Annotated in this window: 13 protein-coding genes, 1 tRNA gene and 2 pseudogenes; 5 read left to right on the forward strand and 11 right to left on the reverse strand. The window is 59.4% G+C overall.

Going from position 1 to position 14522, the window contains the following annotated elements; genetic code table 11:
- A pseudogene (locus tag AC1DH9_RS11225) lies at nt 1-723 on the forward strand (IS3 family transposase); the annotation flags it as partial.
- A 77-nt stretch (nt 724-800) separates the two neighbouring features.
- On the opposite strand, the gene AC1DH9_RS11230 reads toward AC1DH9_RS11225, so the two are convergent.
- The 4 genes from AC1DH9_RS11230 to AC1DH9_RS11245 all read right to left on the reverse strand — a co-directional run bounded on the left by AC1DH9_RS11230 (nt 801) and on the right by AC1DH9_RS11245 (nt 3351).
- Nucleotides 801-874, reverse strand: a tRNA-Gly gene (locus AC1DH9_RS11230).
- Between the two features lie 344 nt (nt 875-1218).
- Nucleotides 1219-2103 (reverse strand): alpha/beta fold hydrolase, encoded by an 885-nt coding sequence (locus tag AC1DH9_RS11235; protein WP_054596091.1) that lies wholly within the window; start codon nt 2101-2103, stop codon nt 1219-1221.
- A gap of 311 nt (nt 2104-2414) precedes the next feature.
- Complete coding sequence (locus AC1DH9_RS11240; protein ID WP_427536741.1) at nt 2415-3107, reverse strand: pseudouridine synthase; 693 nt, start codon at nt 3105-3107, stop codon at nt 2415-2417.
- Nucleotides 3108-3144: 37 nt separating this feature from the next.
- Nucleotides 3145-3351: a cysteine-rich CWC family protein gene (locus AC1DH9_RS11245; protein ID WP_427536912.1), complete on the reverse strand. Its 207-nt coding sequence runs from the start codon at nt 3349-3351 to the stop codon at nt 3145-3147.
- Nucleotides 3352-3631: 280 nt separating this feature from the next.
- On the opposite strand from AC1DH9_RS11245, the gene AC1DH9_RS11250 reads away from it, so the two are divergent.
- On the forward strand, nt 3632-4066 hold the full coding sequence (locus tag AC1DH9_RS11250; RefSeq protein ID WP_477808176.1) for a hypothetical protein: 435 nt from the start codon (nt 3632-3634) through the stop codon (nt 4064-4066).
- A 53-nt stretch (nt 4067-4119) separates the two neighbouring features.
- Here AC1DH9_RS11250 and AC1DH9_RS11255 read toward each other — a convergent pair whose 3' ends face one another.
- A complete protein-coding gene (locus tag AC1DH9_RS11255) occupies nt 4120-5232 on the reverse strand; it encodes an enoyl-CoA hydratase/isomerase family protein (RefSeq protein ID WP_427536737.1) in 1113 nt (370 codons plus the stop codon).
- 131 nt (nt 5233-5363) lie between these two features.
- On the opposite strand from AC1DH9_RS11255, the gene ung reads away from it, so the two are divergent.
- A complete protein-coding gene (gene ung, locus AC1DH9_RS11260; RefSeq protein WP_477808177.1) occupies nt 5364-6056 on the forward strand; it encodes a uracil-DNA glycosylase in 693 nt (230 codons plus the stop codon).
- Nucleotides 6057-6152: 96 nt separating this feature from the next.
- Here ung and AC1DH9_RS11265 read toward each other — a convergent pair whose 3' ends face one another.
- The 5 genes and pseudogenes from AC1DH9_RS11265 to AC1DH9_RS11285 form a co-directional block, all read right to left on the reverse strand.
- On the reverse strand, nt 6153-7190 hold the full coding sequence (locus AC1DH9_RS11265; protein WP_427536733.1) for an AbrB family transcriptional regulator: 1038 nt from the start codon (nt 7188-7190) through the stop codon (nt 6153-6155).
- Nucleotides 7183-8697 carry a tripartite tricarboxylate transporter permease gene (locus AC1DH9_RS11270; protein ID WP_477808178.1) on the reverse strand — a complete coding sequence of 505 codons (1515 nt, stop codon included), beginning with the start codon at nt 8695-8697 and terminating at the stop codon, nt 7183-7185. The genes AC1DH9_RS11265 and AC1DH9_RS11270 overlap by 8 nt, the downstream gene beginning before the upstream one ends.
- Nucleotide 8698: 1 nt before the next feature.
- Nucleotides 8699-9157, reverse strand: a complete 459-nt coding sequence (locus AC1DH9_RS11275; RefSeq protein ID WP_427536729.1) for a tripartite tricarboxylate transporter TctB family protein — start codon at nt 9155-9157, stop codon at nt 8699-8701.
- 58 nt (nt 9158-9215) lie between these two features.
- Nucleotides 9216-10205 (reverse strand): Bug family tripartite tricarboxylate transporter substrate binding protein, encoded by a 990-nt coding sequence (locus AC1DH9_RS11280; protein ID WP_427536727.1) that lies wholly within the window; start codon nt 10203-10205, stop codon nt 9216-9218.
- 54 nt (nt 10206-10259) lie between these two features.
- Nucleotides 10260-11189: pseudogene (locus tag AC1DH9_RS11285) on the reverse strand (OprD family outer membrane porin); the annotation flags it as partial.
- A 300-nt stretch (nt 11190-11489) separates the two neighbouring features.
- Between AC1DH9_RS11285 and AC1DH9_RS11290 the strand changes: the two are divergent.
- Together AC1DH9_RS11290 and AC1DH9_RS11295 are read left to right on the forward strand one after the other, a co-directional pair.
- Nucleotides 11490-12161 (forward strand): response regulator, encoded by a 672-nt coding sequence (locus AC1DH9_RS11290; RefSeq protein WP_019692544.1) that lies wholly within the window; start codon nt 11490-11492, stop codon nt 12159-12161.
- Nucleotides 12154-13539: a sensor histidine kinase gene (locus tag AC1DH9_RS11295; RefSeq protein ID WP_427530286.1), complete on the forward strand. Its 1386-nt coding sequence runs from the start codon at nt 12154-12156 to the stop codon at nt 13537-13539. The genes AC1DH9_RS11290 and AC1DH9_RS11295 overlap by 8 nt, the downstream gene beginning before the upstream one ends.
- Before the next feature lie 120 nt (nt 13540-13659).
- Here AC1DH9_RS11295 and AC1DH9_RS11300 read toward each other — a convergent pair whose 3' ends face one another.
- A complete protein-coding gene (locus AC1DH9_RS11300; protein WP_477808179.1) occupies nt 13660-14481 on the reverse strand; it encodes an HDOD domain-containing protein in 822 nt (273 codons plus the stop codon).
- Nucleotides 14482-14522 lie beyond the last annotated feature (41 nt).

The raw sequence follows: 14522 nt of genomic DNA on the forward strand, positions 1-14522 counted from the left end.
GGTCAATGAACTGTTCACAGATAGTCGTAGTGCTGCGGGCAACCGCAGCATCTTGCCGATGATGCGTGAAGATGGTGAACAACTGGGTCGGTTCAAGGTAGGACGCTTAATGCGCGAGCTTGAACTTGTGAGCAAACAGCCAGGTTCTCATGCCTATAAACGAGCGACGGTTGAAGGACTGGATATCCCGAATACGTTGAATCGAGAGTTCGATGTCCCGGCGCCTAATCAGGTCCGGTGTGGCGACATCACTTACATCTGGGCTCAGGGCAAATGGCATTACCTGGCTGTTGTGTTGGATCTTTGCGTGCGCCGGATAGTGGGTTGGGCATTGTCAGAAAAGCCGGGCGCCGAGCTGGTGATCAAGGCACTGGACATGGCCTATCAACAACGTGGAAGACCTCAGGGCCTGTTGTTTTACTCAGATCAAGGGTCGCAGTATGCGAGTCGTTTATTTTGCCAGCGGCTCTGGCGTTATCGCATGCGCCAAAGCATGAGTCTCGGGGGAAAATGCTGGGACAATGCGCTGATGGAGCGGGTATTTCGGAGTTTGAAAACCGGATGGATACTGACCAAGGGCTACCGAACGAACCAAGAGGCCCAGCGCGACATTAGTCATTTTTTGATGCATCGGTACAACTGGATTCGGCCCCATCAATTCAACGGTGGGCTGGCGCCCGTTCGGCCGAGAAAAAACTTAACGTCGTGTCCGGGATCAGTTGACCATTACAAGTATTGTGATTAAGCAGGAAAGTATCTGGGAATCTGGTCTCTAGCCCGCAAGATACAAGGCTTGGAAGTGGAGCGGGTAGAGGGAATCGAACCCTCAACTAAAGCTTGGGAAGCTTTCGTTTTGCCACTAAACTATACCCGCATTATACATATGCCTTTGCTCACAAAACGGGGTGTCCTATAAGAACCCTCGTTATCAGCTTGGGAAGCTGGAGTAATGCCATTATACGACACCCGCTCAGAGCGGCTGACTTTGTACCAGATGTGGCGCTGGATTTGAAGTTTTTCTTTGGCGGATCTGTGTTTACGTGAGTTTTTGCAGGTTCGGACGGGCAGGGATATACCTCGTCGGCAGCTGGGCTCAGCGCTGGCGATGGTGATGGTACGCAGGGTTTKAAACCGTGTTGCGGTCTGTCGCGGGCAAGCCTCGTTCCGGCAAGTGATGCGTGTACCTAGGAAGACGAGGTTGCTCGCGAGGACGCTGTTTCAAATGGCCAATGCATGGTGGTCCTGGGTGAAGTGGGAACGCGTTCGGCCTTCATGATGAGCCGGTTTCAGGAACCCCAGCAGTGCGTGGCGGCTGTCTCGGCAGGCGGCTTTGTGTTCCATGTCGAGAAAGTGCCCGGTGGCCCGGATGGTGCTGAATGTGCTGTGTTGCACATGGCTGGCGAACAGGTGGGCATCGCTGGCGGCGGTGTACTCGTCCCATTCACCGTTCATGAACAGCACCGGCACGTCGATGTGCTTGGCCGCCTTGAGGTAGCACATGCGATCGCTGTTGAGTACCTGGCTGATGTGGAAGTGCATTTGCCCGTATTCGTGTTCGGCCAAGGTACTGACGTGACGATAGTTGAAGCGTTTGAACAGCGATGGCAGGTGCTTGCCGATGGTGTTGTTGACCAGATGGCCGACACGGTCGCGGTCGAGCTTGCCGAGGTAGTCGACACCGCGCTCCAGATAATCGCGCATGTGCTCGTTGACCACTGGCGAGAACGAACTGATCACGGCTTTTTCGATCCGGCGCGGACGCTGTGCCAGAGCGATCATGGTGGCTGCGCCACCCCACGAGAATGACATCACGTGTTCCGCGGCAAAATGGTCGATCAGCTCAAGGAGGATCTGCCCTTCGACTTCCTTGGTGAGCATTTTCTCATGCCGATTGTGGGCTTTGGACTTGCCCGCGTAGGGCTGGTCGTACAGCACCACGTTGAATTGCGGGTGCAGGTTTTTCACGGTTTGTGCAAACGATGCAGTGGTGGCCATCGAGCCGTTGACCAGAATAATGGTCTTCTCTGCGGCGTCTGCGCGATAGAACTCCGTGTAAACCCGGTACTGACCTTGTATATCCAGCACAGCGATTTCTGGCCTCATGTCATAAGACTCCTGGCAAGCGGGTATGCGCGCAATGAGATTGCACGAGCTTTGTGACAGGTAGGCATACGCCTGGAATTTTTGAGCCCATGTCGATCCGGTGAAGGCTGGTCGACGGGTATTGTTATTGGCGGGCAGTCTGTCGGGAGAGGTGGAATCTGCGAGGCGCTCTGCCGACAAAAGTTTCTTAGAAGTATGTTATGACTTGCCGGTCACATTTGGGCCGACGTCCTGATTCAAGCAGGGGAGTGGCCATCGCGCAAGTGCAGTTCGTAAATTGTTCGACAACTTCTGCTCAGCGGTCGCTTGCTTCAGATCAGCTGGATTTCTCTGGCACTTAGCGGGCGGTACTCACCCGGCCTCAATGTGTCGTCGAGTACCAGCGGCCCCATGCGTTCGCGGTGCAGGCGCAAGACCTTGTTATCGAAGTGGCCAAACATCCGTTTCACCTGGTGATAACGACCTTCGACAATGCTTAACCGTGCAGATTTTTCTCCCAGCAGCACCAGGTCGGCGGGCTGGGTGGTGAGATCCTCAAAGGCGAAGTACAGGCCTTTGGCGAAGGTTTGTGCGTACTCTGGCGTTATCGGCTGTTCGGTTTCGACGTAGTAGACCTTCGGCAGCTTGGTCTGCGGTTGGGTCAGGCGCCGCGACCAGGAACCGTCGTTGGTGATCAGCATCAGCCCGGTGGTGTTGAAGTCCAGTCGCCCGGCGATGTGCAGGTCGTCCTTGTCAGGTTCAAGGATCAGGTCGAGGACGGTCGGGTGTTCCGGGTCGCGAGTGGCGCTGACACAGCCTGGCGGTTTGTGCAGCATGAAGTAGCGCGGTGGTTTGCCGGCTTGCAGCACTTCGTCGTCGCACTCGACACGGCTGAACTCGCGTACTTCCCAATGCGGATCGCTGACGATCTGCCCGTCGACCCTGATCCGCCGTTCGACCAACAGCAGACGCACCTGTTTGCGGTTGAAGCGGGGCAGGTTGCTGAGGAAACGGTCAACGCGCATGACGGCCGGCAGATCGGAAAAGGGCGCGCATCTTACCCTATAGGGCTGCTTGCAGCTGCGACTCGACTTGAGCGCAGCTCGGGCACAGGCACGACTGATTGCGCAGTTCGGCGGGCAATGCCAGCAGCACCGCCGGGTCGATAGCCACGGCGTAGCACCAGCAGGCCTGGTCGGCGGTTCGCGGGTCGGCCAGGCTGCAATCGTTGCTGGCGCCGCAGGCCGGGCATAGGTCTGGTTTATTCATCACTGGAGTGGGGCACTTCTGCGCAGGTTCGGTCAGGGTCGATAGGTTTGGCACGGTACATCGCCTGATCGGCGCGTGACAACAGGTTGTGCAAGTTGGGCGGGCCACTGATTTCATGCCGGCTTCCAGCGGTCGAGAAGCGTTATCGGCTACTTGTTTATATTTGTTTCTAAATCGCACCAGATTCTGATTTTGCTGTCAGATGTTTCGTCAGTCAGATGAATTGGCTGCCGCTGACCAGCGTCGCTGGTATGGCTCATTCGCGGTCCAGGAGGCCGCCATGTATCGTCGACTTCTTCTTATCGCTTCATTGGGTTTGACGCTTTCTGCTTGTGTTCCCTATTACGACGAAGGCCCCGGTAATTACCGCTCTGAGGTCTACACCTCTCCGGCGCCAGCCTATTACTACGGAGGTGGATCCTATTATTCCGCACCGCCTGCGCGTTACTACGAGCCAGCTCCGCGTTACTACTCGCCGCCGCGCTACTACCAGCCAGCGCCGCGTTATTACCAGKCACCACCACGAGTCGAGTACCGCGTTTACCAGAACCGTGGCTGGGATGATCGCGACCACCATGGCTGGGGTCATCGCGAAGAGGGTGGCCATGGCCGCCGGGATTGGGATAATCGGGGGCATCGTGACGGGCGTGATCACGACAGACAGGGTGACCGTGATGGTCGCGATGGCCGCCGCAATTGGGACGGCCACCGTTAGGCCTTGCAACGAACAAGCGGCGCATTCAGCGCCGCTTTTTTTATGCCCGGATTTCAATAACCCGATAAATCCGCCAGCGGATGCCGACCTTCCCAGACCTTATGAAAATGCGCCTGGACGACCGCTTCAGGTATCGCGTTGATGTTCGGCCAATGCCAATGCGGCTTCTGGTCCTTGTCGATCAAGCGCGCACGAACACCTTCGCTGAATTCCGGGTGCCGGCAGCAGTTCAGGCTCATGGTGTATTCCATCTGGAATACCTCGGCCAATGACAGGTGCCGAGCACGCTGGATCTGCTCCCAGACCAGATAGGCGGTCAGTGGGCAGCCCTCGTACAGGGTTTTCGCCGCGCGGGCCAGCAGCAAGTCGCGGTGATCGCGCAACAGACTGATGGCGCGCCAGGCACAGCGCACATCGCTGACATCCAGCAACTCGTCAATCTGCTGGCGTCGTGGCAACCATTGAGCCTCGGGCATTTGCTTGACGGCTTCTTGCTGCAAGGCCTTGAGCAGGCTGTTGAGCTGCATTGGCGTTTGCTCCTGCCAATTCAATTGCAGCAGACCTTCGATGAGCTCCTCCTGCTGTTCATCCAGCAAGAAGCGGTCAGCCAGGTCCAGATCAATGGCGTCGCGTGCGTTCATCTGCGCGCCGGTCAAGCCAAGAAACAGGCCGAGCTTGCCGGGCAGTCGTGACAAAAACCAACTGGCGCCAACATCCGGGTACAGGCCGATACTGATTTCAGGCATGGACAGGCGGCTGCTGGGGGTGACGATGCGGATGCTCGCGCCTTGCAGCAACCCCAGGCCGCCACCGAGGACGTAACCGTGGCCCCAGCAGATCAGCGGTTTAGGGTAGGTGTGCAAGCGAAAATCAAGGCGATATTCCGCCGAGAAAAATTGCGCAGCCAAGGGCGGCACTTCACCGGGATGGGCTAGACAGGCTTCTACCAGGCTGCGCACTTCACCGCCGGCGCAAAACGCCTTGGCACCGTTGCCGCGTAACAGTACACAGACAATTTGCGGCTCTTTGGCCCAGGCCTCCAGTTGATCGCTCAAGGCCCTGATCATCGGCAGCGAGAGGGCGTTCAGGGTTTTTTCGGCATCCAGGCTGGCGATACCGATGCGTGCGCCGTCCGTGCCGGTGAGTTCTTCGAAGTGCAGATTCATTTTGACCTCGATGACTGAATTGAACGTTCAGTATGATCGCTGTACGAGAAAGTGCTGGATCTGCGTCAGATCAATTGACAAGCGCGGTGGGCTTTCCTAGGGTTCGCCCCATTGAATACTTGGGTGTAACCATGACTGCTGAAGACCGTATCAAACTCGAACCGAGCTGGAAKGAAGCACTGCGTGCCGAATTCGACCAGCCTTACATGGCTGAGTTGCGCGAGTTTCTGCGGCAGGAAAACGCTGCAGGCAAGGAAATCTATCCGCCGGGGCCGATGATCTTCAACGCCCTCAATTCGACGCCGCTGGACAAGGTCAAAGTGGTGATCCTCGGCCAGGACCCGTACCACGGCCCGGGTCAGGCCCATGGCTTGTGCTTCTCGGTGCAACCGGGTGTACCGGCGCCACCGTCGCTGGTGAACATCTATAAAGAGTTGAAGCGCGACCTGAACATCGACATCCCGAACCACGGTTACCTGCAAAGCTGGGCCGACCAGGGCGTGCTGATGCTCAACACCACCATGACCGTGGAGCGAGCCAATGCCAACGCCCATGCGGGCAAGGGCTGGCAGCACTTTACCGATCGGATTATCGAGGTGGTCAGCGAGCATCAGCCCCATCTGGTGTTTTTGCTGTGGGGCGCTCATGCGCAGAGCAAACAGAAACTGATCGATGCGACCAAACATCTGGTGCTGACGTCGGTGCACCCGTCGCCGCTGTCCGCTTACCGTGGATTCCTCGGTTGCGGGCACTTCAGCCGCGCCAACAAGTATCTTGAACAGAATGGCGAGACGCCGATCGACTGGCGGTTGCCTCCAGTCTGAAAAGCATCGCGAGCAGGCTCGCTTCCACAGGATTTCCGACACACAGGAGATCCAATGTGGGAGCGAGCCTGCTCGCGATGGGGGCATCTCGGTCTATCAGACGGAATCCGGCAACCGGTTCCAATACCTGAACAACGGTTCCGCCAGAAACAGTACGAACAACAAGCGCATCACCTGCATCGCCGTCACCAAAGGCACCGACAGTTGCAAGGTTTCAGCGGTCAGGCTCATTTCTGCAATGCCGCCAGGCATCATGCCCAGGGTCAGTGAACGCAGATCCAGTTGGGTCAGCGCACTCAGCCCCAGCGCCGCGAGTGCGGCGATCAGCATCGTCAGCGCCGTACCGATGAGGGTCCGGCCCATGAACGACGGTGCGCGACGAAAGAACTGCCGATTGAAGTGACAGCCCAGGCCACTGCCGATCAGCCATTGGCCGATCTGACTGCCGCCATGGGGCAGGCCGATGTGCAAGTCCCAGCCGATGCTCACCGCCGCACTCACCAGCAATGGGCCAAACAGCCAGGGATTAGGCTGGCGCAACCGTTGCCAGATCCAGGCGAGCAGGGCACCGGCCGGAAACAACACAGCCAGCCAGCGCCAATCGACGCTGGCCGGATGCAGTTGTGGAACGCCGTCCCCGAGCAGGTATTTGAAGGCTGCCGGTACACACAGCACCACCACCAGCACCCGAAGACTTTGCCCTGCCGCCACCCGGCTGAGCACGGCGCCATTGCGTGCGCCAAGGTTGACCATTTCGCCGGAGCCGCCCGGCATGCTGGAGAAAAAGGCGGTGGCGCGATCCTCGCCGGTGCGCCGCAACAACCAGACCCCGACCACTGCCGACAGGCTGGTGACCAGCGCCCCGAAGAAGATCAGGCCAAAGTGGCGCATGACCTGCTCGATCACCAGCGGGGTGAAGTGCAGGCCAATGCCGATGCCGACAATCCACTGGCCGCATTTACGCCCGCCAGGGATTTCCGCCAATTGCCAGGGGGTCAGGCAGCGCACCAGGATGATCGCCAGCAACGAGCCGACCATCCATGGCAGCGGCCAGCCGATCTGGCTGGCGAGGTACCCGCCCAGCAGACCGACCAGCGGGGTTCCCCACCAGCTTTTGAACGGCCGATCAGACATCGGCGATTGCACGCCGCGCCACGGAACGTTTGCGCCAGATGCGCAGGATAGGCATCAGCAGCATGATCGCCGTCAGCACCCAGACACCGAACGTAATCGGGCTCGACCAGAGGATTTCCAGCGCACCGTTGGAAATCGACAGCGCACGGCGCAGGTTCTGTTCCATCAACCCGCCGAGAATGAACCCCAGCAAAACCGGCGACAGCGGGAAATCCAGCTTGCGCAGGATGTAGCCGAAGATGCCGATGCCGATCATCAGGAACAGGTCGAAGGTCGTCGCGTGCACGGCGTAGACGCCGATCCCGGTAATGATCGCGATCACCGGCACCAGTGCCCAGTTCGGCACGGCAAGGATGCGGGTGAAGATGCGGATCATCGGGATGTTGAGGATCACCAGCATGACGTTGGCTACGAACAACGAGGCGATCAGGCCCCAGACGATGTCCGGCTGTTGTTGGAACAACAGCGGCCCCGGAGTGATGTTGTACAGCGACAGGGCGCCGATCATCACCGCCGTGGTGCCCGAACCCGGTACGCCGAGGGTCAGCATCGGTACCAGTGCGCCGCAGGCTGCACCGCCGATGGCGGTTTCCGGTGCCGCGAGGCCACGTTTGTCGCCCTGGCCGAAGGTGCCGCTGGCGCCGGCGATACGTTTCTCGGTCATGTAGGCAACGGCACTGGCCAGCGTCGCACCGGCACCCGGCAACACGCCCATGATGAATCCCAGAACGCCGCAACGAATGTTCACCACGAACACCGAGGCGGCTTCCTTGAAGTTGAACATCATCCGTCCGGTGGCTTTCACGGCTTCCTGGCCATGATGGGTTTTTTCCAGCAGCAAGAGGATTTCGCTGATGGAGAACAGGCCCAGCACCAACACCACGAACTGAATACCGTCGGTGAGGTGGATGTTGTCTCCGGTGAAACGGTACACGCCGCTGTTGGCGTCGATCCCGACGCACGACAGAAACAACCCGATCAGCGCGGCGATGAAGGTTTTCAGCGGTCGATCACCGGCCATGCCACCGAGGCAGACAATGGCGAAGACCATCAGCACGAAGTATTCCGCAGGGCCGAAGGCAATGGCCCATTTCGCCAGCAGCGGGGCGAACAGCACCATGCCGCAGGTGGCGATGAGCGCGCCGATGAACGAACTCCAGGCCGACAACGACAGCGCCACGCCGGCCATGCCCTGGCGGGCCATGGGGTAGCCATCGAGGGTGGTCATGACCGTCGACGCTTCGCCCGGAATGTTCAACAGAATCGAACTGATACGCCCGCCGTATTCGCAGCCCAGGTAGACGGCAGCCAAGAGGATCAGCGCGGACTCCGGTGGCAGGCCGAGGGCGAACGCAATCGGGATCAACAACGCCACGCCGTTGATCGGCCCAAGACCCGGCAACAAGCCGACCACGGTGCCGATCAGGGTGYCGCACAACGCGGTGACCAGGTTGTAAGGAGTCAGTGCGACGCCGAAACCCTGGCCGAGGTAGTTAAGGGTATCCATATCAGTTCTCCAGAACGTCGAGCAGGCCCAACGGCAGTGGCACGTCCATCAATCGGTCGAACAGCATGTACAGACCGACGCTCATCAAGCTGATGATCACCACGCTCGGCAACCAGCGGCCACCGTACAAACGGGCCATCGGTACGCCGATGAGGATGCTCGAAACAATGAACCCGAGCGGTTCGAAGGTTCCGGCGAACACCAGCAGCAGAACGACACAGATACCGATCTTGGTCAGGGTTTCGCGGTCCAGTGGCGGCTCGTCTTCACTGTGTTTGATCGGCGCAGGGCGAAACACCATGTACAGCAGTGCCGCGCCCATCAAGCCGAGCATCAACAACGGAAAGGCTCTGGGGCCGACGGGTTCATAGGAAAAAGCCGCTTGATACGGCCTGGCCATCAGTGCCAGGCCAATGCAGGCCAGTAACAGCACTGAGGCAAAAATACGTTGTAAGAGCATGACAAACTCCTGGGCCAGCCCCTTGATGCGTAAGGGGCTGGCCGCGTAACAGAGGCGATTACTGAATCAGGCCGAACTCTTTGGCCAGCAGTTTGTAGTCCGCTACCTGCTTCTTCACGTAGGTGTCCAGCTCTGGCCCGGTCATGGCGAACGGGAACAGTTCACGCTGATCGCGCAGCTTGGCGAAGTCTTCAGAGGCCAGCAGTTTGTCGAAGGCGTTTTTCCACCAGGCATATTCCGCATCGCTGACTTTTGGCCCGAGGTAGAAACCCCGAACCACTGGCCAGACGATGTCGTAGCCTTGCTCTTTGGCGGTCGGAATGTCCTTCATTTCCGGCTCGTCCAGACGCTCGTTGGCGAACACGGCCAGCAAACGCATGTCACCGCTCTGGATGTGCGGCATGGAGTCGGAGATGTCGGTGCTGCCGACCTGGATGTGACCACCGAGCAGCGCGGTAGCGATTTCACCGCCGCCTTCGAGGGCGACGTAGCGCAGGTCACGCGGATTGATCCCGGCGGCCTTGGCGATCAGCGCGGTTTGCATCCAGTCCTGGCTGCCCACCGTGCCGCCGGAGCCGATCACTACTTTGCTCGGGTCTTTCTTCAGCGCCTGAACCAGGTCGTCGAGGTTCTTGTAGGGCGAATCGCTTTTTACCGCGATGGCGCCGTAGCTGGTGCCCACTGCTGCCAGCCAGCGCACGGCGCTTTCGTCGAAGCGACCGAACTTGCCTTGGGCCAGGTTCAGCAGCGAGCCGCTGGACCAGGCCACCAGCGTGCCGGCATCGGCTGGGCGCTGGGCGACGACGGCGTTGTAGGCCACCGCGCCGACGCCGCCGGGCATGTAGGTCACGCGCATCGGTTTGGTCAGGATTTTTTCGTTCACCAACGCGCTTTGCGCCAGTTTGCAGGTCAGGTCGAAGCCACCTCCCGGCGAGGCCGGGGCGATGCATTCCGGGCGTTTGGGCTCGCCGGCGACGTCGGCGAACAATGGGCCGGCGAACAGCAGGCAGCTGGCGGCTAATGCAACTTTACGCAGTGATAAGTCCATTTTTCGTCTCCACAGGAGTTGTTGTTGTGTCGGAGCTGTCGTTTGTTGAATCAATTACCAAAGGGCAACGCTGTAGCTCACCAGCAAACGCACTTCATCAGCGTCACGGGCGGAATAGTTGGAGCGGTAGGTGGCATTGCGCAGACGCACGGYGACGTCCTTGAGGGCACCACTTTGCACCACGTATTTGATCTCGGTATTGCGTTCCCACTCTTCGCCGGTGGCGCCGTTTTTCAGCTTGATGTTGTCACCGCTGATGTAACGGGTCATGAAGCTCAGGCCTGGAACCCCGAGCTTGGCGAAGTCGTAGTCGTAACGCGCCTGCCAGGAGTGTTCTTCGGCGCCGGCAAAGTCGTTGATCTGCACGAAGTTGACCAGATACGGGTCGGCACCATCGACATACGGGAAGGCGCTGTCACCGGACATGTGCTGATAACCGGCGGTAAGTTTATGCCCGCTCAAGGCATAACTCACCAGACCATTGAGGGATTTGTTGTCGATCTTGCCGCCACGGGCCTGGCCCTGGTCATTGCTGATGGCTAGCCGCAGGTCGGTGGCGAAAGTGCCCGGGCCGAACGGTTGCGAGGCGACCAGGCCAAGGAAGTGCTGGTTGTAGACCTCGCCCAGTTGAGCGAAGTGGTAACTGCCGGTGATCTTGTCGGTGARCTTGTAGTCGACACCGCCGAAATCGAAATGCGTGCCGGGCACGGTACCGGCGAAACGGCTGTTCTTGTTGTTGAGGGCGATGTCCTCGAAATCGGTGCTGTCGCGGTCCTTGGCTTTATCCAGGCGCCCGCCGGTGAAGGTCAGGTTCTTGATTTCCTTTGAAGTCACCAGGCCGCCTTCAAAGGTCTGCGGCAGAATCCGCCCATCGTTGGGCTTGAGGGTCGGCAATTCAGGTATCAGGCTGCCGACTTTGAGCTCGGTAGCAGAGATCTTCATTTTGCCGGTCAGGCCAAGTTTGGAGTACTCGCGGCACTGGCGAGAGCGGTGGAGGCGAGGCGGAAAAAACGCGCAGGCGGGCAAGCCTGAGGCTGTGTGGACAGCATGCTGAAATACTCCATTTATTGTTCTTATTTGACGAAAACGCTTCGAGGCGTTTTTCGGTTGCAGCGCTTCATGGTCACGGCAGTCGAAACGGTCCGTGGCTGGACTCTAACGGGCTAACCTTTCTCCAACCTTTCAGCAGACTTTCATTGTTTTCGGGCTTCACAGAGGCGGATGCGGCTGTAAACTCCGCGCCAAAGAATGGCGTCGACCATCCCCAAAACGAGGTAAAAAACCATGCGTGTTCTTCTCGTCGAAGACCATCTGCAGTTGGCCGAAAGTGTCGCCCAAGCGCTCAAGAGCACCGGTTTGACCGTCGATGTGCTGCACGATGGGGTGGCCGCCGACCTGGCCTTGAACAGCGAGGAGTACGCGGTGGCGATCCTTGATGTCGGCCTGCCGCGCATGGATGGTTTCGAGGTGCTGGCGCGTTTGCGCAGCCGTGGCAAGAACTTGCCGGTGCTGATGCTGACGGCCCGCAGCGACGTCAAGGATCGGGTTCACGGGCTCAACCTTGGCGCCGATGACTACCTGGCCAAACCCTTTGAGCTGACGGAGCTGGAAGCGCGGGTCAAGGCCCTGTTGCGGCGCAGCGTACTCGGCGGCGAGCGTCAGCAACGCTGTGGCGTGTTGGTGTATGACCTGGACACTCGGCGCTTCACCCTTGGCGATGAGCTGCTGACCCTGACTTCCCGTGAGCAAGCGGTGCTCGAGGCGTTGATCGCGCGCCCTGGGCGGGTGATGAGCAAGGAGCAGTTGGCCTCCCAGGTGTTTGGTCTGGACGAAGAGGCCAGCCCTGACGCCATCGAAATCTACGTCCACCGTTTGCGCAAGAAACTCGACGGCCATGCAGTCGCAATCGTGACCTTCAGGGGGCTCGGTTACCTGCTGGAAGCCCGCGATGCATAAGCCCGGCAGTCTGCGCTGGCGGCTACTGTGGAACCTCGCACTGCTGCTGGTGGTGCTGATGATCGCCAGCGGTTTGAGTGCCTACTGGAATGGTCGCGAAGCGGCCGACACGGCGTATGACCGGACCTTGCTGGCCTCGGCGCGAACCATCGCCGCCGGGCTTTCCCAGCGCGATGGCAGCCTCAGTGCCGATGTGCCTTACGTGGCGCTGGACACGTTCGCCTACGACAGCGCCGGGCGCATTTACTACCAGGTCAACGACATCCATCAGCAGCTGATTTCCGGTTACGAGAACCTGCCCGGACCACCGCCAGGCACGCCGCGAACCGACGATTATCCAGCGCTGGCGCGGTTCTATGACGCCATTTACCAAGGGCAGAACGTGAGGGTGGTGAGCCTGCTCAAGCCGGTGACCGAGCCGAACATGAATGGCATGGCGGAAATCCGCGTGGCGGAAACCGACGAGGCGCGTGTCCGCATGGCTCGCAGCCTGATGACCGATACCTTGCTGCGTCTGGGCATGCTGGCCGGAGGAGCGTTGCTGCTGGTGTGGTTTGCGGTGAGCGCGGCATTGCGCCCGCTCGAGCGTTTGCGCACGGTGGTGGAGGAGCGGCAGTCGGATGACCTTCGGCCTTTGCCGCTGGTAGAAGTGCAGCGCGAATTGTGGCCGCTGGTGCGCGCCCTTAACCACTTTACCGAGCGCTTGCGCGGGCAGTTCGAGCGTCAGGCGCAGTTCATTGCCGATGCCGCCCATGAGTTGCGAACGCCATTGGCGGCCCTTAAGGCAAGGCTTGAATTAGGGCTGCGGGCGACTGAGCCCGATACTTGGCGAAATACGTTGGAGAGCGCCGCTCAGGGCACTGATCGGCTGACTCATCTGGCGAATCAATTGCTGTCGCTTGCACGCGTCGAGAACGGTGCGCGGGCGATTGCCGAGGGTGGGGCGCAGTTGCTCGATCTGAGTCAACTGGCTCGCGAGTTGGGCATGGCCATGGCGCCGTTGGCCCACGCGCGGGGCGTCGCGTTGGCATTGGAGGCTGAGGAACCGGTGTGGCTGCGCGGCGAGCCCACGCTGTTGAATGAACTGTTGAGCAATCTGGTGGATAACGCCTTGGCTCACACGCCGCCCGGCGGCAACGTGATCTTGCGCGTCAGTGCTCCGGCGGTGCTGGAGGTCGAGGATGATGGACCGGGGATTCCGCTTGAGGAGCGCGATCGGGTGTTCGAACGCTTCTATCGGCGTAATCAGCAGGTGGCGGGTTCAGGCCTGGGCCTGGCGATTGTCGGTGAAATCTGCCGCGCCCATCTGGCTCAGATCAGCCTGCACGATGGCGCGCAGCGTGGGCTGAAGGTTCGGGTCAGTTTTATCGCCGGGTAGTTTTGTTGTGCCTGTTCTGGCCCCATCGCGAGCAGGCTCGCTCCCACAGGATTTCCGACACACAGGGGGACCAAGTGTGGGAGCGAGCCTGCTCGCGATGGGGGCGCTGCGGTCTCTTGATCAGTAGAACATCGATCGTGACTCATCCAGATCGCTGCACATTGCCGTGTTCTCCGGATCAATCCCCAGTTTTTTGAACGCCGGCACGCCGAGCACATCAACTCTGGACAGTGGATGATCGGTGTCCTTGTGGCAATACAGGCTGGCGATCTGTACCAGGTCGACATAATCGACCTGCTTGGACTGACGCTTGAAGTCCAGATACAGCCCCGGCAGCTTCACCAGCATTTCCGGAAACTCCCAGACCTGCAGCAACTTGTCACCGAGCAACGGATGAATGTGCTCGATCACATGGTTGAGGCTGACCGGGTCTGACAGCAATTCGTAGTGGTCTTCGGCGTAGGTCAGAATCGGCAGCACACCGATCTGATGCACCAGCCCGCCAAGGGCCGCCTGATCCGGTTTCAATTGGGTATGAGTGCGGCACAGCGCATAGCTGACACCGGCGATTTCCAGGCTCTTGCGCCAGACTTCGCGCATCTTCTGTTCCACCACCTCGGAGCGGGCATGGAAAATCTGCTCCATGACCAGACCGATAGCCAGGTTGCTGCTGTAATTGATGCCCAGTCGGGTGATTGCCGTGTGCAGGTCGGTCACTTCCTGAGCGGCACGCAGCAACGGACTGTTGACCACCTTGATCAAGCGCGCGGACAGCGCGGTGTCGCGGCCGATGACTTTGCTCAGGTCGGCGACGCTGATTTCCGGGTCTTCGGCGGCCTTGCGAATCTGCAAAGCCACTTCCGGCAATGTTGGCAGAACCAGGTCATCGTTATCGATGRCCTCAACCAAATCCTGTTGGACCTTTTCCGCCAGCTCGCTCATTTAGTTTCTCTAGGGCATTGCAAAAAAATGCTGCAGTTAAC

This window comes from Pseudomonas sp. 05T35 (genome assembly GCF_056396605.1).